This is a genomic window from Herbaspirillum camelliae, from assembly GCF_001929405.1.
GTDB classification, from domain to species: domain Bacteria; phylum Pseudomonadota; class Gammaproteobacteria; order Burkholderiales; family Burkholderiaceae_D; genus Herbaspirillum; species Herbaspirillum seropedicae.
Genome location: NZ_KV880769.1, coordinates 3,669,533 through 3,691,470 on the forward strand (window position 1 = coordinate 3,669,533; position 21,938 = coordinate 3,691,470).

Annotated in this window: 19 protein-coding genes and 2 pseudogenes; 6 read left to right on the top strand and 15 right to left on the bottom strand. The window is 59.9% G+C overall.

Annotation, left to right across the window (positions count from 1 at the left end):
* The coding region (locus BGK68_RS28345; RefSeq protein ID WP_233149323.1) for a hypothetical protein at window positions 1-217 on the bottom strand (217 nt) is incomplete at its 3' end.
* Window positions 218-274: 57 nt separating this feature from the next.
* Window positions 275-1,372, bottom strand: a complete 1,098-nt coding sequence (locus tag BGK68_RS16400) for an IS110 family RNA-guided transposase (protein WP_075255857.1) — start codon at window positions 1,370-1,372, stop codon at window positions 275-277.
* A 107-nt stretch (window positions 1,373-1,479) separates the two neighbouring features.
* Between BGK68_RS16400 and BGK68_RS16405 the strand changes: the two are divergent.
* From BGK68_RS16405 to BGK68_RS16420, 3 genes and pseudogenes are all read left to right on the top strand, one after another.
* Window positions 1,480-1,750, top strand: a pseudogene (locus BGK68_RS16405) (IS3 family transposase); the annotation flags it as partial.
* 956 nt (window positions 1,751-2,706) lie between these two features.
* Entirely contained in the window at window positions 2,707-3,057 is a 351-nt protein-coding gene (locus BGK68_RS16410) for a hypothetical protein (RefSeq protein ID WP_143433085.1), read from the top strand.
* Between the two features lie 451 nt (window positions 3,058-3,508).
* Complete coding sequence (locus BGK68_RS16420) at window positions 3,509-3,955, top strand: hypothetical protein (protein ID WP_075257962.1); 447 nt, start codon at window positions 3,509-3,511, stop codon at window positions 3,953-3,955.
* 5 nt (window positions 3,956-3,960) lie between these two features.
* On the opposite strand, the gene BGK68_RS16425 is transcribed toward BGK68_RS16420, so the two are convergent.
* The 5 genes from BGK68_RS16425 to BGK68_RS16445 form a co-directional block, all read right to left on the bottom strand.
* Window positions 3,961-4,893, bottom strand: coding sequence for an MASE1 domain-containing protein (locus BGK68_RS16425; RefSeq protein WP_075257963.1), 933 nt, complete (start codon window positions 4,891-4,893; stop codon window positions 3,961-3,963).
* 172 nt (window positions 4,894-5,065) lie between these two features.
* On the bottom strand, window positions 5,066-6,982 hold the full coding sequence (gene mobH / locus BGK68_RS16430; RefSeq protein WP_075257964.1) for a MobH family relaxase: 1,917 nt from the start codon (window positions 6,980-6,982) through the stop codon (window positions 5,066-5,068).
* A 237-nt stretch (window positions 6,983-7,219) separates the two neighbouring features.
* Window positions 7,220-8,281 (bottom strand): hypothetical protein, encoded by a 1,062-nt coding sequence (locus BGK68_RS16435; RefSeq protein ID WP_075257965.1) that lies wholly within the window; start codon window positions 8,279-8,281, stop codon window positions 7,220-7,222.
* Window positions 8,282-8,286: 5 nt separating this feature from the next.
* Entirely contained in the window at window positions 8,287-9,219 is a 933-nt protein-coding gene (locus BGK68_RS16440; protein WP_075257966.1) for a nucleotidyl transferase AbiEii/AbiGii toxin family protein, read from the bottom strand.
* Window positions 9,212-9,970 carry a type IV toxin-antitoxin system AbiEi family antitoxin domain-containing protein gene (locus BGK68_RS16445; RefSeq protein ID WP_075257967.1) on the bottom strand — a complete coding sequence of 253 codons (759 nt, stop codon included), beginning with the start codon at window positions 9,968-9,970 and terminating at the stop codon, window positions 9,212-9,214. Before BGK68_RS16445 ends, BGK68_RS16440 begins: the two co-directional genes overlap by 8 nt.
* 431 nt (window positions 9,971-10,401) lie before the next feature.
* Here BGK68_RS16445 and BGK68_RS16450 point away from each other — a divergent pair, with 431 nt between their 5' ends.
* The 3 genes and pseudogenes from BGK68_RS16450 (at window position 10,402) to BGK68_RS16460 (ending at window position 12,128) form a co-directional block, all read left to right on the top strand.
* The gene (locus BGK68_RS16450) at window positions 10,402-11,028 is read left to right on the top strand and encodes an integrase (RefSeq protein ID WP_075259863.1); all 627 of its coding nucleotides are present in this window, start codon (window positions 10,402-10,404) and stop codon (window positions 11,026-11,028) included.
* 12 nt (window positions 11,029-11,040) lie between these two features.
* Window positions 11,041-11,669, top strand: a pseudogene (locus tag BGK68_RS16455) (RES family NAD+ phosphorylase).
* Between the two features lie 87 nt (window positions 11,670-11,756).
* Complete coding sequence (locus BGK68_RS16460; protein WP_075257968.1) at window positions 11,757-12,128, top strand: DUF3742 family protein; 372 nt, start codon at window positions 11,757-11,759, stop codon at window positions 12,126-12,128.
* 16 nt (window positions 12,129-12,144) lie between these two features.
* On the opposite strand, the gene BGK68_RS16465 is transcribed toward BGK68_RS16460, so the two are convergent.
* From BGK68_RS16465 to BGK68_RS27565, 8 genes are all read right to left on the bottom strand, one after another.
* Window positions 12,145-13,662: a conjugal transfer protein TraG N-terminal domain-containing protein gene (locus tag BGK68_RS16465; RefSeq protein WP_075257969.1), complete on the bottom strand. Its 1,518-nt coding sequence runs from the start codon at window positions 13,660-13,662 to the stop codon at window positions 12,145-12,147.
* Between the two features lie 15 nt (window positions 13,663-13,677).
* Window positions 13,678-14,031, bottom strand: coding sequence for a hypothetical protein (locus BGK68_RS16470; RefSeq protein ID WP_075257970.1), 354 nt, complete (start codon window positions 14,029-14,031; stop codon window positions 13,678-13,680).
* Window positions 14,028-15,440: an integrating conjugative element protein gene (locus BGK68_RS16475; RefSeq protein WP_075257971.1), complete on the bottom strand. Its 1,413-nt coding sequence runs from the start codon at window positions 15,438-15,440 to the stop codon at window positions 14,028-14,030. The genes BGK68_RS16470 and BGK68_RS16475 overlap by 4 nt, the downstream gene beginning before the upstream one ends.
* 10 nt (window positions 15,441-15,450) lie before the next feature.
* Entirely contained in the window at window positions 15,451-16,401 is a 951-nt protein-coding gene (locus BGK68_RS16480) for a TIGR03756 family integrating conjugative element protein (protein WP_075257972.1), read from the bottom strand.
* On the bottom strand, window positions 16,398-16,787 hold the full coding sequence (locus BGK68_RS16485) for a TIGR03757 family integrating conjugative element protein (protein WP_233149324.1): 390 nt from the start codon (window positions 16,785-16,787) through the stop codon (window positions 16,398-16,400). The genes BGK68_RS16480 and BGK68_RS16485 overlap by 4 nt, the downstream gene beginning before the upstream one ends.
* A 618-nt stretch (window positions 16,788-17,405) precedes the next feature.
* Complete coding sequence (locus tag BGK68_RS16495) at window positions 17,406-20,429, bottom strand: TonB-dependent receptor (RefSeq protein WP_143433087.1); 3,024 nt, start codon at window positions 20,427-20,429, stop codon at window positions 17,406-17,408.
* A 78-nt stretch (window positions 20,430-20,507) separates the two neighbouring features.
* Window positions 20,508-21,164 carry an acetate and sugar kinases/Hsc70/actin family protein gene (locus BGK68_RS16500; RefSeq protein ID WP_143433089.1) on the bottom strand — a complete coding sequence of 219 codons (657 nt, stop codon included), beginning with the start codon at window positions 21,162-21,164 and terminating at the stop codon, window positions 20,508-20,510.
* A gap of 120 nt (window positions 21,165-21,284) precedes the next feature.
* Entirely contained in the window at window positions 21,285-21,503 is a 219-nt protein-coding gene (locus BGK68_RS27565) for a hypothetical protein (RefSeq protein WP_143433090.1), read from the bottom strand.
* Between the last annotated feature and the right edge of the window lie 435 nt (window positions 21,504-21,938).

The window sequence follows — 21,938 nt, forward strand, 5'->3', positions numbered from 1 at the left end:
CCGAGCGGGGATGCGCCGTGCATTCCTCCGCGCTCACCGACGGGCGAATGGGGCCGCGGCCGTAGAAGACCACGGCAGGCGAATCGTCGGGGCGCATTACGCGATCGGTCTGACGGCGCCACATCACAGGCATTCGAGCGTGGTCGGCGTACGCCGCCACAGGCAAGACATCGTGCGTGCCGTCGGTCCAGGTCTGCATCATCGCTACGGTGTTCACAAGGAACGCGTTGACCTCATCAAGGTGTTCAGTGGCTGGGCTTAAGTCCAGCCAGGCTCACGCCAAGGCGGCGCCCAGCAACCGCCTTGCCTTGTCGTGGTGGTGCCGGGCACGCGCCTCATCGCTAAGCGTCGCGTCGCCGATATAGACCGTGCCGTCCCGCCACATGGCGTGCATGAGGACGGCCAGCTTGCGGGCCACCGCCACGGCCGCCTTGTGATGACAGCTTTTGCGCGCCAGTTGCAGGCCCCACTCGCGGATCTTGTCCTGGCCGCGATAGCGTTTGAGCATCACGGTCGCGGCTTCGTAGAGCGCACGGCGCACGTCCGGGTCGCCCGCCTTGCTGATGCGCCCCTGGATGTCGATCGAACTGCCCGACTGCCAGCGTTTGGAGGTCAACCCGAAGTACGCGCCGACGTTGCGGCTGCGCCGGAACCGGGACGGATCCTCGACGGCGGTCAGGAAACTCAACGCGGTCACCGGACCGACACCGGGGATGGCGAGAAACTGGCGACAGACGGGATGCTGGGCGACGTATCGCACCACCAGCTTGTGCAGGCGCAGGTACTCCTTCCAGAGCGCCGCGCGCGCCGTGAGCATGCTGTCCATCAGCTCGCGGGTCAGCGCGTCTTCGGCCACCGCCTCGCGCACGGCCGGCTCGAAACCGGCCCGCCCGACCTTGTGCAGGCGGATGCCAAACGCCTTGAGCGAGTGGCGAATGGTGTTCTCCAGGTCGAGGAACTTGCGCTTGAGGTTGCGCCGCTGCGTGAGCAGCAGGCGCAATCGATAGGTACTCTCCTGCTTGATGTGCGCCGTGCCGTACCAGCCGGTGCGCACGATGTGCGCAATGCCCAGCGCATCGGCCGCGTCGGTCTTGTTACGCTGCGCCGACAGCGCGGCACGCACGCGTCGTGCTTCCAGGCACACCGCCGGTAGTCCCTGGGCCAGCAGCGCCGGATGCAGCCACGGCGACAGCGCGCCGGCTTCGTGGCCGACCCGGCCCAGGCGCTTGCGGTACGGCGCCAGCGCCGTCGCGATCGCGGTGGGTTGCGTTGCGACGGTCGTTTGCATCAGCACGTGTCCGGCGTCGTCGATGACGCACACCGCGGTCTCCTGGATGGAGACGTCCAAACCGGCAAAGAGAGGGTGATCCATGTTCGTGCTCCTTGGTGTCAGTGGTGCGTTAAGGGGCTTTCATGGTAGTCGCGTCACGAACGCACCGCCGCGCGCTACCGCCTTGACGACGATTACAGCGGCATTTCGCGCGAGCTTCCATTACATCATCGGTTGGCGGCCGTGGCGACGGCTATGACAACGCGTTGGCCGAAACTATCAATGGCTTGTACAAGGCGGAATTGATCCACCGCCGTGTACCCTAGGAAAACTAGGGAATCCGTCGAACTGTTCACGCTCGAATGGGTGGCCTGCTTCAACCATCATCAGCTATTGGAATTCATCGGCTATATCCCTCCGGCAGAAGCTTACGCAAACTATTACAGCCAATCCACGAGCAGTACCGTGATGCCCGCTTAACTTAATCCCAATAACCTCCGCGAAAGACGAAGCGGTTCAGTATGCGCTGGGACAACCGTTGAACCTGGTGGATCCGCTGGGGCTGGATCCGCACGATTATCGTCACGTGCCGTATTACCCGTACGGCATGTGGACGAATCCTGGCCAAGCGGAAGTGTATCCGCCTGATCTGGGAGAGTCGATCGGCGGCATTCCTCGACTTCCGTCGTGGGGGGATTGATTTAGGCTTGTCAAGAAACATGGCCGCCGTTGGGGGGGCCTTGGTTTTACACTAGTTTGATAGGCCTTGGATTTGCATCCGGAATCGCTGAAACGCCATATTCCACGGAACCCTATATTCAACACACTATGCCTAGGTAGTGAGCGGCATCCAGAATGAACTCGAGTACTTTTAAAATCGTTTGTTTTGTGGTGGTGAGTTTGGTCTTGATGCTAGTCATTTGGCCGCTTTTGCCGATGCCGGTATTTGTTGCCCTGACGGTAGCATCAACATATTTGGTTGATCACCTTAGCACGCGATACGCGTCAGGTGGATGGGAAGCACTCGTGTTCTGGCGACGGGGGCGCCGCTGATGAACTTGGTTCTGATAGGGCTGACATGGTGGCCGGAACCAGCGTAATCCTTCCGTGTAAAGTGACGGCATCTTCATCAATTTGGCTCGGCTCTCGTTAAACGCTGATGTAGCGCACACCTTCATCCGCTGCCCATACGGCAGGTGGATGGATCCTGACCAGACCCAGGTCTAGCTGAAAGAGATGCCAGATCCGCGTGATGTCGATCACAAGTGATTTGGTCCCTACTCCGGGGGAAAAGTCTGCAAGAGCCACCGTGAAAGAGGTATGGCTTGTACAGAACGGCCTTGGGTGTTGTCTGGAGTCGCTGCTCGTAAGGTTCGTGGCGATGCCGTATGGCGGCGATCGATGTGTGGTTCGTTCAACAACCTGGGAGATCCTTCATGCGAACGCAGACCGTAGCGCTGATCATGGCGGTGGTGTTTTTCGGAATGATTCAGACGAGCAGCGCGGCCGGCGTGGTGCTTCTGCGCTACGGGTCAAGCCCGGTCACCCTCACCGGAACGCTCGACACCGACGCAACGAGGCACCTCTATCTACGCCTGGATCAGCCGATTTCAGTGGCGGCCGATCGGCCTGCAAATCCGGCGAGCACAGACTTGATAAACCAACGCGAAGTCGATGTGCATGGGTTTGTGTCAAACCAACCCATCCGCGATGTTCGTATCACCCTGACCGGTGTGCTCAGCCCAAGCCCTGGCGACGCGCGGCCGATCGTGTTGGAAGTGCGGTAGGCGCAATGCTTGCCTTAGACTGTCGCCCAATGAAGGCGAGAGGCGGGGCAGTTTCGCCGTCAAATCCTACGCCGAAACGCTACAAACGGCAGGGACAGGGCCAAATGTAGCTGTTTCGCGTCAGCAGTGAGCAACTGATGGCGGTGCAGGTGATCGTGCGGTTCTCTAAGCGAAGCGCCCCGGTCAAGGCCGGGACGCTTGCTGTCGGCGCGAGCCAAGCAACCAGCGCCGCTACGAGTGCATCCGCCACCGCCTCCGGCTTCCTTCGGTGTGTCCTGCTCCTGCGCTTTCTCCCCAGGCGGTGGCCCCCCTACAGGCCGCCTTTTAAGCTTTCCCAACCAATGACCGCCGGGAATGTTATGTAACGAGTTCGGCACTCTAGTCTGGGTGTCTGCCCATTTAGAGCGAGTATGAGTACGCTAAGGTTCCTCATTAACCTTAGGAAGCGAACATGTCTTTGCCTGTTCCTGTGTTACCGGCACTTGCAGTTGTGTTGTTAGCCGTCGTAGGGGCGGTCAATGCGACGGTCCTGCCTGGCACTGGCCTTGGGTCGTCCTGGCCGAACGCTCCCGATGTCAGTGCAAGTCCGTATTACCATGTCTATCGGTTCGAACGGGGCGGTATCCGTTACGTTCAGGTGAACGACACGACAGGTACGGTGCGCGGCGCGATCGCCTATGCGGGCAGCGGCCCGTTCCTGGACCTCCCCATCGGCATGGATGCATCACGATGGGGCGTAAATGCCGGGACATCTTCGCCCCCTTCCGGGGAGCCGGTGTATCACGACGAGGCGATGTCGATCTTCGTCACACCTCAGTCGGATGGTTCAGCCCGCATGATGGTTGCTCCCACGAAATGTGATGACGATCCGCTCGCCTGCAGCATCCGGGGCCCCTGAATGGGCTAAGAACGCTCAAGTCGCCGCACAGAGGTGATCCAACGCTGTCGGGCACCCGCTATCAGAGTGCCCGACAGCACGACAGCCAGCACTGCCTGGATTCGCAGCATCCCGGGATCCAGAAGACCCTGGGCGGTTGCGGCCAGCGCGAAACTCGCCATCATGCCACCCAGGGCGGTGCCGTGCCACCCGTGACACCACGCTAACCCCAGTACCGGCCACAGCAAAGCAAGACGAGCGACCTGGCGAACCACGTCATTCTCTGTGGAAAGGACAAACCACACCAGGGCGGTCAGTGTGGGCAGCACCCACCACACCACATCCCGCAGCAGGCGACTTCGCCACAGGAGGCCGGGGCGCAGCGACAGGGTGCCACATCGTTCGCGTAGCGCGAGAATCACCGGCGTCAGGGTCAGCGCACCGAGATAGGCACCAAGCAGACAAGAAAAGAAGACCTGATACGGATCGTGGTCAGGCCATTTGCCGGGCCGGTGCAGCAAGGCCGCAACCCAGGTGAGTGTGGTGATGCCCGCCGTGATGATGGCAGCAAAAAACGTGGCGATAAGCATCAGGGGTATCCGGGGGCATCCCGTCGCGTCATAGAGGGAACCTTGCTGTCGAACGCGCTTAAGCACGGGCCACCATAAGGCGACGGTCGGAACGGAAGCCAGGATGGCCCAGGGGATGCCAAACTTCGGCGCGCAAAACACGGCATGTTCAAGAAGAGGAACACACTCGCCGACGGCCAGCGCGGGCCAGAATCGCATCGGAAGCAGGAGCATGCAGGCCAGACGCAGGCCCGTGGTCAGCAGGAATTGAGGAGAGGAAAGGTAGAGGGTAATTTCATAGACCGCCTCGTAGGCAGCGGCAATGGCGACGTACTGTCCCCAGCCATGCCAGTGCGCGGCACTTCGGTTGATGTTGTTCCCCGAAGCCATGGGTTCCTCTGAAACGTATCTGACCGTCCCTAACGGCCATGATACGGCAGCAGGTGGCGGTAAGCAGACTGTAAATGTAATTTGCCGAATTCGCTCATGCTTTTATGTATCATGGCGTGCAGCCTCTGACTCCCTGTCGGCTGATTGAACGCAAGACCCTATCGTCAGGACGTCAATCCTCTGGTGAACCAAGACCACGCTCCTTCGCCGTCAGATCCGAATCGTCGGCATGCAACGACAGATAAGGGTTGTCCGGTGGTACCGGATCAAAGAGCATTGTCGGTACATTCATAAGATAACCATGCAGTCGCCGGGATTTACGCGGACCCGTCACATGGCAGGTCCAGATATTCAGACCGTTGGGCTGCTTACGATGCAGGCGCAACCGCTCAAACTGCTTCTGTATCCATTGCCATCCTTCCTGGTTTTCCTGCCTGGCGAGCGTAGCGACTTCTAGGTGTTCCTGCGCATAGCGCTGAAACAGCCCCGGACTGACCAGGTACGCCGTGCCATCAACGGTATGCACCAACGCCCTGGCGTCGTTGATGATGAGCCGCCGTGCGCGGATGCCGGCCCGCAGCCACGCGACGAAGTGCTCTCCTGGCGGCTCTGGCACCACGGATATAGGGGGACTACTTGTCGGTGGTGCGGGTGAGGGTTTCTCGGCTGAACTGGCTTGCCGCCAAGGCGGCTCTTTTATAAAGCGCGTTGGCGTTACGGCGGGTGCGGCGTTTTCGTGGGCCTCCGCGGCAGCAGAAGGGCTTTCACCGATCATGGCCAGCAGGTCCTCCATCGCGTCCACCGAATGGGCCACGGTGTTTCCAGGTGCCGGTTGGGACGGGCCCGCGGGCGATGAGGCCATTGCTTCTTGCGGAGCCGCTGGCTGGGCGCCAGATGTGAAGGCTTCCATCTGGGAATCGGAATCTGGATCGGCGGATCCCGCTTCGACCGCCACGGTGCCCGCGAAAGGTTCGGGGCGCTCACCGGATTCCCAGATGAGAGCGGGTGCCAGGCGCAGCAGCGTGAAGGTATGCGACCAGCCACTGTCGCTGCGGATGGTGGCCCGCCAGATCGCCTTACCATTCGTCGTGGGCTGCAGCATGCCGTGGTCCTGGAGCACGTTGAACACGGCGGTGTTACTGGCCGGGATACCGTCGATGCCCTGCGACAGCAGATGCGCGCGCAGCTTGTCCGACACCGTCTTGCTGACGAGCCAGAGCGCGTCTTGGGTGAGCCAGCCGTCCGAAGCCTGTGGCTGATTGAGCTTGAGCTCCTGCTTCAACAGGTAGCGCAGGCCGTCGAGCAGCTTGCGTTGCAGTGCGTGCTTCGGCGCGGCCATCGCCTTTGCCGGGTTGCCGCCGAGGGCCTGGGCGACCGAGGCGCGGTCGGCTTGGATCACCAGTTCGCCGAGCAGGCCGGCGTGCTCGTACTGCCCGGCCAGCACGTAGAGCAGCCCTGACCAAAGCGCAGGGTAGCCACTGAGCCAGTCCAGAACCTGCCTGTCGAGCAGTTGATAGTAGAGCAATCCGGTCGCGGCACTGTGCAGGCGGTACTCGCGATCCTCGCGGTAGCGGAACCGGTACGGCTGGTGTAGCGGGCCGTGCCATGGGTGCCAGAGACGGCCATCGGCCAGCTCAACGTGCAAATCGACGGCGAGCTTGCCGACATCGTGCAGCAGCGCCGCGTAGGCGACAGCGGCGGTCCAGGCGTCGGCTTGCGCGGCCTGGTCCTCGGGGCTGGCGCCCAAGGGGAGCAGATGGGACTGTCGCAGCTTCAGACCGTAGGCGACGATTTCCAGGCCGTGATCCAGCATGCCGCCCGCGTAGGCGTGATGGTGGCTCTCCGAGGCGGGGAACTGCTGGACCAACTCGGCGTAGCGTTCGAACGGTACACGGTAGAGGGTGGCGAACTGCTGGCGCGACATCGAGGTGCGCTGCCAAATGTGTTCCAGCAGCTTCTGCCGGCGTGGCGTCGCGAGCAGCGAGGCGGCCGACTCGGGCCGCAGCAACCCTTTCGGGAGAGCGGTGGCGAGTGTTGGCGATGGAGCGCCGGCGACCGGGGGCCGTTTTCGCTGGAACAGAGAGAGCATGCGGGTGTCCTAGTGACGGGCCGAGCGGGAGGCCTTTTCGCCTTTTCGGGTAGGGCCTTTCCCCTTGCCACCCATTCCCTTGGCCCTTGCCAGCCCTTTGGCCTTCACCCTTGGGGTATGGGGCCAACACTAGGGGGTACGCCACGATCAATGAGACAGAGCCTCACTCCACTATTACGAAAATGCTAGAGTTGGTACCGGTTTCGTTTGCAGACTCCACGCCAGCCCATGGCTGACCTACTGAAGATCCGAAAGATCAACGGTGATCGCGCAAATATCAGTTGAGCCGCCATGGTGCGAGCACGTGTGCTCGGTATAAAAACGCCCAAAGGTCCAGGCGCCATTTGCATTGTGTCTATTGTCTGAGGCGAGAACGACCGAAAGCAAAGTCTTACCAGGTCGCTCGTAGCTGGGGCGAATGATCTCCTTAAGACCCGTCATCCACGTCGGCCGGTTCCCTGCGGGGAACGTCTTGAATTCCTCGTTGTACGCTGGCCGGAAGTGACCAATCAACGCTGCCTCAAGCACTTCAGCGGATGCTTGCCGTCCTAGCTTTGCCTCAAGGATATGACTGTTTTCTATGAAGCATAGAGGGCTTGCCTCAACGAGATAACGGCACTGATAGCCAAAGACATAGATTTGAAGGTTGGGTGCATCGCGCTGAATGATGCCCGCTATCTCGCGAACCTTTTCATGGTTCCAGAGCCTATCGGCGAAATCTCGATTGCCATCCTTGCCAGTCGAAATGCCGATGTATTCGACTTTGAAATCCAGGCATTCCGGCCATGCGCGATCATCTACCCGAATGAAATGCAGCAGATCGGGTTCTAGAAAAAGTCCAATCGATTGTTCGGGGCCATCGATGAGCAAACGGTTGGGATGCCCCATGGGACCGAGAGCGATACGGACATTCTTAATCGCGTCGGGTGTGGGCACCTGCGCACTGAATGGCAATGGATACGGTGAGGTCGTACCGTCAAGAAACAGCTCGAATGGAACGCACTTCCATTGACGGTATGCGACTTCAAACTCCAGCTCGCCTACGACCTTCTTCTCGCTGGGAATCCAACAGAAGCTGTCTTGCCGGAACATGCAGCGCGGGCGAGTCGTAATGACGTAGTGGTGGTAGCCGTGGGTGACGCCCGAACCATGAACCACATGGCCATCATTTCGTTTGAAGATCATCCGCTCCGTCGGGGCGGCAACCTTGATCTTCTTGTAGTCCTCGACGTGATGCAGGCCGATGACCATCGGGAAACCAGACGAATAATGCAGGATCGATACGTCACGTATGGTCATGTGTCCTAATCGCTTCCATCCGATTGGGCCAGTCTCATTTCAAGTGTCGAAGCCTGCACCTCAAAATCATCAGGCCTATTTTTATGAAACTTTTCCAGGTTGTTAAGCTTCCATTGCAGGGCTGGCAGCTCTGCTACATGCGGGCATTGCAACAAGGACCAGTCGGGAGCGATACGTACCAGCCCGACCAGGAATTGCCTGTGAGCGGCCGTCAGGCGCTGTGGTAACTCCTGACGCAGACGCGTGCGCGTTTGCAACAGGACTTCCAGAGAGTGCGGCACATCAGTCATGCCGACAAACGCCCGCTGATACTCACCGGCGATGTCCTTGTCATTGCCGAAGAGGACTTCGTGCGGAGGCCGGTTGTGGCCCGCCAGATAGATCACGAAACACTCGACCATGCCGTCGGTGATCCCACCTGATTCGTAGAGCTGCCACACATCGAACAGATCTCGGGGATGTTGCCGATCCAGGGCGGCGACCAGCTTGCCCGCATAGAGTTCGTCCCGCACCAGGGTCGGCACGTCGAGCTCAACACCAAACTGGTCACTTGCCTTGGTACACAAGGGCCGTCGTTCGACAGGCAACACGGTGCCGCGGAACACTACGTTGACCTCGATTTTCACCTGGCTGGTCTCGTTCTCGATGATCAGTTTGGTGTCCCCTTGATCCTGGGTGCCAACTGGCCGCGTATGCAGTCCAAGCTTCCCAACGCGATCCGAAATAGTCGCCAGCTCCTGATCAATCGCACAGAGTGCTTCCTCGCGAGGCACCTGCCACGGGAGATACACAATGTCGATATCGACCGACAGGCGAGGCATGTCTTGCACGAAGAGGTTGATGCCGGTTCCGCCTTTAAGCGCGAAGATGTCATTGGCGAACACGTCAGGCGCGACGGTCAGCAGCAGGCGGACGGTGTCCGCGTAGGTCTTATCCATGCGGCCTCAGACTTAGTACAGTGCCATCGTTCAGCTGGCTCATCCAACGTTTGGTGCTGCCGGTACGAACCGCATACTGCGCAAGCAGGGCATCGACGTCCACGACCTTCGTTTCGCGCGCCCAAGTGAGGAACAGGCGCACCGTCTTCACACTGGTACAGCAGGCCAGAAGTCGTCCAATCACGTCCTTGCGGGGCGAGCGCAGTCCGTCGAAGAGATTGCGGGCTTCTTCGAGGCTCTGCTTGACACCAGCATCGTACAGAAGTTCAAGCACTGCACGCTCAGCGGCGGCAACGAGCAGGCCTTCCGGCATGCCTGGTGGCGTGGTCAGGGTCTTCTGGGCCAGCGCGTCGTCAGGCCAGTCAAATAGGCGGGCATGGACGTAGCGCGCCGGGAAGCGCTCGTTGAACCATGCCGGCATTGAGAAGCGGCTGTCGCCCCACAGCACTAACGCCTCCCCGCTGCCGAGGTTGTGCCGCACCCCTTGCCAAGCCAAGGCACTCTTTCCGCCAACATGCAGACCGAGTCCCCTCTTTTGCAGGAAGAGCAGCGCGCCGTAGACGCTGAAATCGTCATTCGGGTAGGCATAGACGCCTTGGGCCAGCCGCACGAGCCAGCCGGCGTCGACGTAGTGGGCGGCGAGCTGAGGCGAGACCCCGAACTGGTTCAAGATGGCCAAGTCGAACGGTGCCCCGCGGGGTAGCTCCGCCTGTAGACGTTTGATTACCTGGTGTCGAGAACTTACATCCATGTCGTAAAAATATCACAAGATCCAATCATTCAAGATGACTAAACAGATAAATGACTCAAAAATAGCATCATGCTTTATTTTTAAGACATGATCCAATCACCTGCATGTTGGCCTCTGCAGGCGTGAGGGGTTCGTGGCGAACCCCGCACGCCGGTAAGGCGATGATCAGCAGATTCTGAAGCCGCCACAGTCTCGGAAGAAGATCCTAGTGCTTTTCTGGCACAGCGATTCACCCTCAACATGGAACTACCCCTGAGCGGATTGAGCGACGCCCAGGATGCGGGGACTTCTCCTATTCTGCGTGGATGCCGCCTATTTCGGTCGACCGTGGTCTTTACAGGGAGGAATTCGTAGAAGATGACTAAGTTGACAAACGAGACTAAGGAGACTAAATTGACTTTATGTCCCATTCCTGCCTGCGGGAGATGACTATGCCCAAGACCCTTGAATTCATTGTTGATCACCTACCGCGCGTCACGGTGGAAGATGTGCATCGTTTCTTTACTACCGTTGAAATCCGGGACGCCAATGCATTTGCTGCCGAGCTTCAGGCGTTCGTCCAGGAGTGCGTGGGATCGGTGGAACTGCCCGCCAGCCTGGAAGTCGAGACGATGGAACAGGTGCTGGCACGTAAGGCGACCGCGCTGCGTTCCAGCACGCGCTGGATTCCTGGTGAAACCGACATTCAGCGCGGTCGTGCCATCCAACTGAAGGCCTTCAACCAGCCGCATAACCTGCCGTTGCCCGAGTTCGCCAGGCTGGCGGACAAGTCGCGCCAGCAAATCTACAAGGACATCCTCGCGCGTCGGCTGCTGGCGCTAAACGTGGGGCCGCGCGGCCAGAAGCTGCCCGACTGGCAGCTTGACCCGGTGAAGCAGCAGTTGACCCAGGCCGTTCTTCAGGAGGTCGAGGGTATCGACAACTGGACAATCTACCGTGCGCTGTCCGAGCCGCTTGAAGGTTTGGGTGGGCAATCGCCGGTGGATACAGTGACGGCTGGCTCCGTCGATGATGTGGCCAGGGCGGTGTTTAACGTGCTGGGCTTACACGTTCATTAAGTCGAGGTCGTTGTGAGTATTGAATTGCCGTCGGTCTCGATCAAGGCGGGTGAGTTGCTCCAGCAGTGAGCCGGGTTGTGTATCGGGGAAGCCCGCTATACTACGGTCGTACGGCACCAACCGCTACGACGATCCGTCGCAGAGCTACGGTGTGCTCTACCTGGGCAATGATCTGCCTACGGCGCTGATGGAGTCGGTGTTCCACAAGCACTATGGCTTACGGACGCGAAGCGATCAATTGCGCTGCAAGAAGTCGTGAGTCGGCTGGTGCGTGCCGTAGGCGTGCTAGGTGATTTGCGCCTGGCCGACCTTACGGCACCTCATGTCATGGCGGGCTACTTCGCTTTAAATCTGGAGCAACTGGCTCACCGCGATTACACGTACACGCAACAGGTGTCTGCCCGAGTGCATGCGATGCTCGGAGACGATGGTTTCCCGCTGTTCGACGGCGTGCTCTATCCGTCGCGCAACAACTACCCCGCTGCGAGCATCGCTCTGTTCAAACGAGCCAGAGTGAAAACCAAGGTTATTGAGGATATTGATCTGATTGATCACGTAGGCTGGCCGGATTCATTGCTGCCTGCGGCATTGCCCTAGAACTCGATCCCGGCCTGGTAGAGCCGGACGACGAAGTGTCTTGATGTAGGCGTGAAAACGTGTTGGGGCGCAATCGAAACCGATTTAGAGCAGACTTAAATAGAACACAACATATGTAGCAGGTGACGACCATGAGCACGAAAATCCACCGCAGCAACGCAGAGCGCTTTGGCCGCTGGTTGGGCGGGGTGTGGCGTGCGTATGCACGTCGCGAGCGCCAAGCGGCGGTTTGGCTGGCAGCTCATGGAGTGTCTGTCGGCGGTGCTGCTGCTCTGCTTTGGGTCATCAAACTCACTGCGCTCGCTATCTTGTTTTATGCCGTCTTTTGGCTGGCGCTGCTGCTAGTATTCGCTTTGGTGGGCGCCTGGGTCATTCGGCACGATGACGGAAGCTATGATGATGAGCATCGAGGTGAATGGCGTAACGGGTGGGAGGGCTATGGATATTATGAGAACGATGTTCGAACCGACTATGGTCGTGTTTTTGAAAATGAAGATCATTAGCCGAGGATTCTGCTGATTATTTCGGCATTTTCATGATCATCCCAGTTCCAGAGCGTCCGGCATTTTTCGCATCGACCGTTGAGTCGCTCAATCCACGTAACGCATTTCCAAGATTCAAACCAATCCAGCCCAGCGATGCTACCCAAAAACCCGGTAGCACAATGAACATCGTCGCCATGACGAAGTTCATCAGCATGTCGCCGAACGTGTTGTTTAGTCCGATCAGCGGATCGAAATTCGCCTGCGGTCGTCCGGCCCCGAAACCCCAGCCGTAAAGCGCATCAAGCATGGTGCTATCCAGCCAACGCGCCAGCTGAAACCAGAAGTCCACAAAAAACAGCGCGAACTCGACGCAACTGACGGTCACCAGGCCCTTGAGTTCATAGGTCCCGAAGAGCAGCACCAGCGGGATGCAGATCACCAGGGCCATCTTCAAGAACGACAACACCATCGGCAGCGCCTGTCGAACGACGTCCATGGCGGGTAAAAAGCCCATTGATCCAACCGCGAGGCCCAGGTCGCTGGTGCCACGGGCCGCCATGTTCGGCAGGGTCATGTCGATCTGACCGCCGTAGTCGGCATAGACCGCACCCTGGTTCATCTTTTGCTGCTGGGGTGAAACGACAGCCCGGATCACCGCATCATCGATCGCTGTTTTGGACAAAAAACCCGCCCATTTTCCGATGCGACTCAGCAGATCGGGGGCGACCTGGGCCAGCAAACGGCTCCGCAGCCCCTGGCCACCGTCATTCCACCATTGCTGGCAGGTCGGGTAGCCGCCGCCGCTGTCGACCTGAGCCAGTCCGGCGTCACGGGAGGCGTTATAGGGCCAGGCGGTACGCGCTGTGGTCGAGTGGTAGGTATCGTAGAACCCTGCCGTGGTAAGAAAGTAGCGCGCCCCGATCCAGGTGACATCGTTCATCTGGTCGTCCGATAGGGTGGGACGGTTCATGAACAGCTTCGCCCTCGCCGGACCGTAGCAGTCGTGGGTGAAGTCGGCGACCTCTTGGGCCAGCACCGGGTCATTGATACGGGTGGCATCGACGTCCATGCGCATCTGTCGAAGATCGGTGCCGCAGGGGATGGCCGCGACCGCCGCGCCTGTGATCGCTTTTGAAATGGCGTGCATGAAGAACCACCAGATCGGTACCAGCGCGCTCTGGTTGTTGAGCGCGGTGTACGACGTGTTCCATCCGGTGTCGGCCGGCTGTGGAACGCTGACCTGACACTGCGCGGATCGAGTCGTATCGAATTTAATCGTAGCCAGGCTGACCGGGATAAACGGAATACCGGCGAACAGGATGACTACGATCGCGACGAAGACCCGATTTTCGATACGCATGGAGGACAGGACGCCCTTGTTGCCTTCATCGGCCCCGTCGGCCCGTGCGCGCAGCCATTCCTGAAGCACGATGGCGAGGAAGGGTAACGCGAAGGCGCCGCTGGCGACGAGAATGTTCCAGATACCGTTGTTGATAATCCACCCGACCAGGGTCAGGTAGTACTCCAGATAGTCTGTTGTGTAGAGCGTCATGTCAGCGTCCTCGCTTTAGCCGTGTTGCAGCCAGGCGCTGCCTTCCATGAGCACGATGGCCACCACGGCGGCGACCTCAATGCGCAGGAAGCGCTGGCGTGTCTCGGCAGCGGGCTCGCGCTGCAGTACCCGCCGACGCATCCACCACCAGCTCCATGCCGTAGCCAAGTACACGCCTATCCGCCAGACCCGGAAAACACCTGCCCGCGCCTGCAGCCAGCGCTCCCACCCCTCAATACCGCCAGCCAAATGAATGCCGGTCAGGTTGACGGCCACTGCGACGCCAACGATCAGTGCTGTCCACAGGAGCGCCATGCCAACGCGCCGGTTGAACAGCCAGGCGAAACGCGACCCGACTGGCTGCATCATGGCGTACCACTCTTGGACTTCTGGATCTGGTTCAGGCGATCCGGTGTCGTGTCGCCCTGGAAGATCGAACGCGAGCCATCGGAGCGCGTGTTGTGCCGTCCGATCAGAGTCATGGCCGAATTGCCCGCCAATTCCCGCCGCAGTTCCAGTTCCGTCTTGAGGTTGTTGATTTCTTGTTCCAGCGTGCTGTTCTCGGCATCGACGGCCTTCACCGCGAGGTCGTTGGCCGCCACGTTCGGTTCCTTCGCGCCGGTCAGCAGCGTGCGCTGCAACAGCAAGGCCTTCTCCAGCACGCTGGAGAGCGCCACCTCCGAGACGAGGCGCTTACCCAGTACGTCCTGGTCCGGCTCGTCGCGCAGCGCCTCGACCACACCGCGCGTGACCGGCAGCGAGTTGCTGCCGGCTGCGTCCAGGTTGGCCGTTGTCATCGGCGTCGCACCCGTGATCAGATCCTGCAGCGCCTTCAGCTTGGTGTCGTACTCTTCCTGAATCATCGGCGTGAGGCCCACGCCGGGCGTGGTCTGCGTTTTCGTGCAACTGTCGCAGGTCTGCTGCTCGCGCTCGCCAAGCACGCGCGTCGCCCAATCGGAGGCCGCCCGCGGTGACGACCAGGTCTGGCAGGTCAGCCGGTTACCGCAGGTCGAAGTGTCGATCGACGAGGTATCGGTGGCGCTACGGCCATTAAGCAGGTTGTAGCCGGCGCGCGTCACGTCCGAGACGACCTTAATCGAGCGCTGGCCGCTGCCGCCCGCATTGCCGCCGCCTACCCACGGCACGCCATTGTTGCCCTTGCTGGTCTCGGCCTGCTCGACCGCGGAGACGGCATCGGCGCTGCCGATGGCCTGCTTGAGCGCCATGCCCTCGGCGAGCTGGTCCCAGCTTGCCTGGCCGCCCGCCATATCCGCCATTCGGTTCGCGATGGCACGGCAGGTCATCTTGCTACGGTCGAAATCCAGCCGCGCTTGCAGAATGCCGTTGGTCAGCAGGTTGTAGAGCCCCGGATCAGCGCGCTGGATGATGAGCGCCGGCAGCGACGCCACGGCGGTGGTGGCGTTCTGGATCACGTTGCTCATGATGGTCTGGAAGCCATTCGTCACACCATTGAGCTGATTTTGCAGGGTGCTCGACAGGCTCATGTCGCCACAGATCAGGTTGCTGTTCCAGCCCAATCCGACGCCAAGACTCTGCATGTTGCCCGCACCACCCATGGACACAGCGCGACCACCGCCGACGCTGTAGAGCACGTCGTCGCCGATCACGCTTCCGTTGATGCTCGCGCCGTTGCTGTCGATACGGGTCTGCTGCGCCCACGCGGCACCGATCACCACCACCGACCCGGCAGCCGCGAGCAGGCTGCGCCCGAGGTAGGATTTCGCCCGGTGGGCAAGCTTCGCCATGTGCATGTTCATCAGCAAGTCCTCACATGAAATCGGTGCTGCCCAGGAAAACCTGGCCGCGGCGCTGGCAGCAGGCATAGGGACGCCAGAGTGTCCAGGCGTAGTCGCCCTGCGGAGCTTGCATATGCACACTGCTGTTGGGGAAGACGGCGCAGGAGGTCGAAAGCGTCGGCGTCAGCTCCTGCCACTTGCCGGTGGAGGCATCGCCCTCGATCAGCGCGCCGGCCGGCCAGTAGCCGTCGCGCGCGGTGGCCAGCAGGGGCTGATAGACGTGGATCTGGCCGCTGCGCGTCACCACGTCGCCCGCGCGTTGCGCGACGACAGCACCGCTTTTGTAGTCGTCGGTCTGGTGCAGAAAGCCTCCACGTGGATACACGTTGCCCCACAGGTTCATCGTCAGGCGGCCACCGATCTCCCGCATAGCGGGGATCAATGCCTCGGGATAGACCGACTCGGGCACGTTGTAGCGCCACGCCACCGTGTCCAGGGTGCTCAACAGGTACGGCATAAACGCCGTACCAGCGCCGGCGCAGGTGTAACCGAACTGGCTGGCATATCGGGCAAAGACCGTCGCCGCCGGATGGCCGATCACGTCGGCGTTTTTGAACTTGGCGAGGTTGTTCTCGTGATCCTGGTTGGTCGTCCCGTCGCCGCCGGCCTGGGCGGTGGCATTGGGCATGCTCATGACGCGGACTTCGACCCAGGGGTTCTGGCCGGTGTTGGCATAGCTAGAGACCACCACGTCGGGGATGTAGTGCCGCACTTTGACCGAGGTGCGCACCGTGCAGCCGCCCCAAGAGCAGTACAGCCAGTAGCAGATGCCGACGACACGGTACTCCAGGCAGTCCGGAGAGAGCGCGGAAGCGACGATGGTCGCGGTGTTTACCGCCAGCGCCGAACCGGCGACGCACAGCATCAGGGACGCGACGACGGACCGCAGACGGCGGGAGGGTGCAAGCAGTCGTGCGCTCATGGCCGCGAACTCCGGTAGGCATGGATGCGGGCGACGGCGCGGGCGATATCAGGGTCGCCATAGACCACATAGCGGCGATCAACCACCACGGCGGGAACCTTGGCGATGCCCAATCCCCAGGCATCGGCAACGCCCTGGTAAGCGGTGGCAAGCTGCTGTTGCAAATCCGTTCCGGCTTGGGCTAGACGCCGCCGAACGATCGTCTCGGCCTGCACGGGATCGCCCGGAAGTTGCACACCCAGCGCGGCTTCCAGACTGGCTGGCGCATCGAGCCGCACCACGCGTACGCTGTTCGCGCGGCTCACCGGATGCGCCGCGTCCGTAACGACGAGGACGTCAGCGGCTGTCGTTGCCGTAAACACCAGTGCGGCGCCGATGACGAGCATTCTCCGAATAACACGGGCCTGGCGAAGCAATGGAAAAGATAAGGGGAACATCATCGCGGCATGACTTTATAAGGACTTGCCTTAGTCCACCGCAGGTGTGATCCACTCGCCAGCAAGAAACCGCAGAGCACCGTTGCCTTATTGATCGATGAAACCACGCGTCAGCTATTATTTTATTTTCGGGTCTAGTGGATCAATGTGAGAGCAACCGAGCGTTCTTGCGTACTCGTCGCGGCCAGATCCCGCCTGTCTATCACTGCCCGTTCAATGCGCACACTCTTGTTTGACGCCCTGTCGGCGATCGACCGATCGATGTCAGCCTGGCTCCGACCAGTGCCGCCGAACCACGTCGGCTGTCTCCTATAGGTCGTTGACCATTGCGCTGCAGCTGGGATCTTTACGATGCCGACCTGTTGTCGAATGCCGATGGCGCTAAACGTGGACGTCGCTACGTATCCCGACGCGGGCTTTACCGCCGCCGGCATGGGGAGAGCGGAGCGTTACCGCATGGAAGATGCCAGAGGTCCTCATCAACATGGCATCAGCATATGGCGCCGCCCCCGGCGCCACGCCGGGGGGGCGGATGCTTTTTCGGGCTACCGGTGATCAACCTAACCCTTACAGCAACGTATAGCGGAGAGCCAGCGTGGTCGTACGAGGGAGCTGCCAGGAGGCGGCATGGTAGTTCACACTGTCGATCGGGGAACCGTTGCCGTAAAGCCCGGTGTCGTAGACCTGGTTGATATCGATCGTGCCTTGCCGGTTGGTGACGTTGCTCACGCGCAGTTGCAGACTCAGGTCGTTCGAGACGTTGATCTTCCAGTGGTAAGTGGCCGACAGGTCGAGCTGCCAAAAGAAGGGTAGTCGCTTGTCGGTCCCCTGCGTGGCGACCTGACCGCCACAGAAATGCGCTTGCGAGGGGAGGTATTTGTAAGTCGGATCGTTGATATTCGGATAGCTACCCAGGCAACTGGTCGGTGCCCCAGTATGTGCGGTAACTACCCCACCCAGGGACAAGCCATTGCTGAAATCGTAGGTACCAGTTGCGACCAGACTATGGCGTATATCACCGGCGAGATTACCGTTGCTGCCGACCATGATTCCCGGGTAGTTAAATGCCGAAGTCTGACCGATCCAGCCACCGTTTCGACGCTCCTCGTCGATCAGGCCGTTGGTGTTGCCGTATTCCCGAGCATAGGTGTAGCTGAGATTGAGGAAGTATGGCTCGGCTGGCGTGGAGGCATGGGTAAGGCCAAGCTTGAGGTTGTAGTACTTGTGCTTGGGCCGCGGAATGCCGAGTGCCGCCGCTGGGATCGATAACGAGTCCAGGGTGCCATTGCCTTCATAATCCCTCTTAAGCGTGAACGCCTCACCTGGATTGAGCAGCCAGCAGGTCGCGTTGTTTTGTTGATAGCCGGGAAATCCATGGCTTTGCGCGTAGGCCTGTACGCCGCCGCCATAGCAGGTATCTTCAACGATGCGGCGAAGGTTCACCCAACCCACCTGCACCAGACCCGACCAGTTGGGCGTCAGCTGCTGCTGCGCATACAGTTGGGCTTCGTACTGGAAGGGGGCCTTGATGTTCGTTGCGGCGATTTGCGCGGGCGTCGGCACGCCCTGGTTCGTGATATACGAATTGCCTATCTGGGTCAGGCCCTGTGGCGCCATCGTGTTTGGATCGATATGCGTATACGTGTAGTAGTTGGTGTACGTGGTGCGCGGCTCGGCCACGCCGAAACTAAAGGACGAGGGTAAGGGGATCGAATACTTGCCCAGACTGCCACCCACTTTCAGCGAACTGTCGCCATTTACGTCCCACGAGAAGCCGAGGCGCGGCGAGGTGATCGGAAGGCGCATGAACTGGTTGCCTAGGCCATCCTTGTAAATGTAGTTGTCCCAGCGCACGGCCCCGTAGAGCATGACATGATCAGACGCCTGCCAGTAATCCTCTACATAGGCGCCCTTGTTGATCGTCTGGAACGAGCCGCCCTCCACGTCCACGTACTGGCTGACGTACCTGCCTGTGGCAGGCGACACCGAACCGTTCGGTAGCGCGACACCCGCCTGATTATAGTAAGTGAACCACCCTGCGGGCACCGACTCGGTCGTGCTGGCCAGCGAATGCCTGTAATACTCGCCGCCAAACACCAGTTTATGATCGCCTAGCTGCCAAGTCAGATCGCCCTTGTATCCCCGGCGCCAATAGTCCGACGGCGAGTAGCTAAACGGATTGTTGTTGCGACCGATGTTGGTTTGTTTCTGCGTTGACGAGTCATACGAGGTGACATAGGGGAATGCGGCGTTGGCACCGCTGGAGTTTGGTGAGTAGACGATCGAGCCCAAGTAACCGCCCATCAACCGCAACTGCAGGTCATCGTTGATCTGCCAGTGGTAGTTCCCGATAAGAAAGCGGGTATCCGTACGTTGCTGACTCCACGAGAGCCAGTTGCCCACGGATTGCGGACTGTAGTTCGCGTTGAGCTTGTAATAGTTATTGAACGACTGCGCGTAGTCGCGGTGAGCTAGGAGGTTGAGCGACTGGTCGTTGCTGATATTCCAGGTGAGATTCAGCAGGTAGTTTTTGTCGCGCGTGCTGGTACTCTGCTCCTGCGTCTGTCCGAATGACTCGGAGCGCGAGGCAGGATCGTTGCCGAGCAAAGCGTAGAAGAACAACTTGTCTTTCACGAGGGCACCGGAAGCCCACAGGTATTGCTGTGCGCTGCCAGCGTGGGTGTTTGCTGCGGCAAAGTTGTAATAATCGCCGATGCTGTTGATCGTGTTATGGCCGCGAGGATTGAGCAAGCGCGAGGTTGGCGGAGTGAAATACAGCGAGTAGCCCGCACGGAAATCGTTAGTGCCCTGCTTAATCGTCGACGACATCACACCGCCGGTGGCGTTTGTCCACGCGGCGCTGGCACCGTTGGTGATGAGCTGGGTATCGCTGATGGCTTCAGCGGGCAGGGCCGTCGAGCCGAGCGAATTCTTGTCGTTAGTGACGTCGAATTCATTGTAATAGTAGCGGTTTTCCGCCGGGCTCGCACCGCCCATGGACACAAAGCCTGTGTTGTGTTGGTCGAAGCGTACGCTGGAATCCAGGCGGGCCACGCTTTCAGGACTGCGGTCGACAGGCAGGGCATCAATGAGCTTGTAGTTGTAGCTGGTAGTGAGCTCAGGGGTGCTGACGTCGATCAGCGTCACGTTGGTAGACATCGTCGTTGCCTGCACAGTGATCGCGCCGAGGTCATTGGCATGCTCGATCGCCGCCGCCCCAACACCAAGGTCGGACACCGGCGTGTTGCGGTTCGGGTTCACCAGTACGGTGGATTGGGCGATTGATTGCCCCTCGCGGATCAGGCTTACCTGGTACTCGCCAGGGTTCAACCCGGTCAGTGAGTAACGGCCGTCGGCATCCGGCGTGATGTCCTTGCTGAAACCCGTGGCGTGGCTAGTGATGTTCACTGTCATGCCGTTGCCGGCTGATTCGTGACCGTAGAGCCCTCCGGTTAGCGACTGGGCCATCGCGCACTGGGCGCATGCCAGCGTGACTGACGCTGCTAATATACGGCGCACATGCCTGCCCGTGATCGAGCTTACCCCCTGCCGCCCGACTTGGCGCAACGAACGACCTTTGCTTATGCTCATGGCTTTACTCCCCGATAAGTGACATCAGCTAAGCATCGTGGCGGCACCCACGACACCGAGCTGCCCGTGGTCCACCATTCACGCCGCCGCGCATTCCAGGAAGGGACGCATCACGCCCTTATGGAAGACGCGCTTACAGCATGGATGGCCAAAAAAGGAAATCGCGTTGTTGCGGCCAGATGCCCTCGGGGAGCTTCCCTTCGTCCCGCAAAGCATTGACAGATCGCCGGAGAATCCAGCAAACACGGCTTCAAAAACGTCCAAGGCCTCGCTTGCGCAGGTGTTACTACCGGCGATACTGGCGACGTTAATGGTCCCCGGCGTGCGCAGCATGGCGGGATGGCATTGAGTTACGTGTTCGCGCGGGCGATCGTGAGCGGGCTTGGACCCGGACCGGTCCAAATGCGCGTTCCATCGCCCCGGGCAACAGGGTAGTAAGCGACGCTCCGGGTTTACGAACCGGCCGGCATAGGACATGGACGCGAAGTCACGGATGGCATCGAGCCAGTCGACCGCAATGAGGATGGCACACCGCTCGATCGCCGGCTGCGATGACGCCAGTGCTAACTGGACGTCAAGGTCCTCTTGAAGGATTGCGTCAAGGGTGGTCCCGTCGTCCTCGGCCAGGATGCAGAGCGGTTGGGGATGGATCGGGGTGACGAAGATATGGGCATACGTTACGCCAACATCTGCCGCCAGTACCGGGTGAGATACCGGCGCGGTGAGCGCCTCCATTGGCTGGTTGGCCTGCTGTCCCATATTCCCCCACGGCCGGAAAGCCAACGCGCAGGCGACGCAAAGAGCCGTCGGAACGCGTTTCGTTGTAGCGATTCTTCGCCCCACGTAACAACTTTGTCAATAAACAAGATGTTCATTGGTAAATGGATTGAAATATCGCAATCCATTCCGACGAAAAACATAATTATTAAACGGGTGTTCGAAGCCCAAAGCCCGCCAGATAAATGAATTGTCTTGGCTGCCTGCCATTGACGGTGCTAGGGTTGAAGTACCTTTAACGGCGGTTTCCAAATAAGCAGTCTTGCGTTGCACGTGAAGAATTGCAGGAGCTTTCATCACCACTCGTCAGCGTGCCTGGAGCAGCGCCCCGGCGCGCTAAGGTCAGGCAGCACGCCATTCTTCGGCTCACGGTGGTGATCTTGCGGTACAAGGACACCTCTGCGGTCCTCGGCTATGACTGGGCATGGGCGCAGCTCGGCCCGTAGCGCGAACGCACACGACACTTTCTATCTCGCCACGATTTTGGCGAGAAGCCCTTGCGTGTCGAGTATGCTCTGACCGAACTTGGAGTGGGGTTGTTGGTGCAGATGATTCCGCTATGGACATGGGTAATCGAACAGTCGGAGGGTTTTAAGGAGGCGCGCAGACGTTATGACAAGCGATAAAGCTCAGCCCATCGGCGGTATGGACATTCACGTGCGCGATGAAGGTCTGAAATCAGACCTGGCGATCGTGCTCCTGCGCGGAACCGTGCTGAGATGGGACGACTGT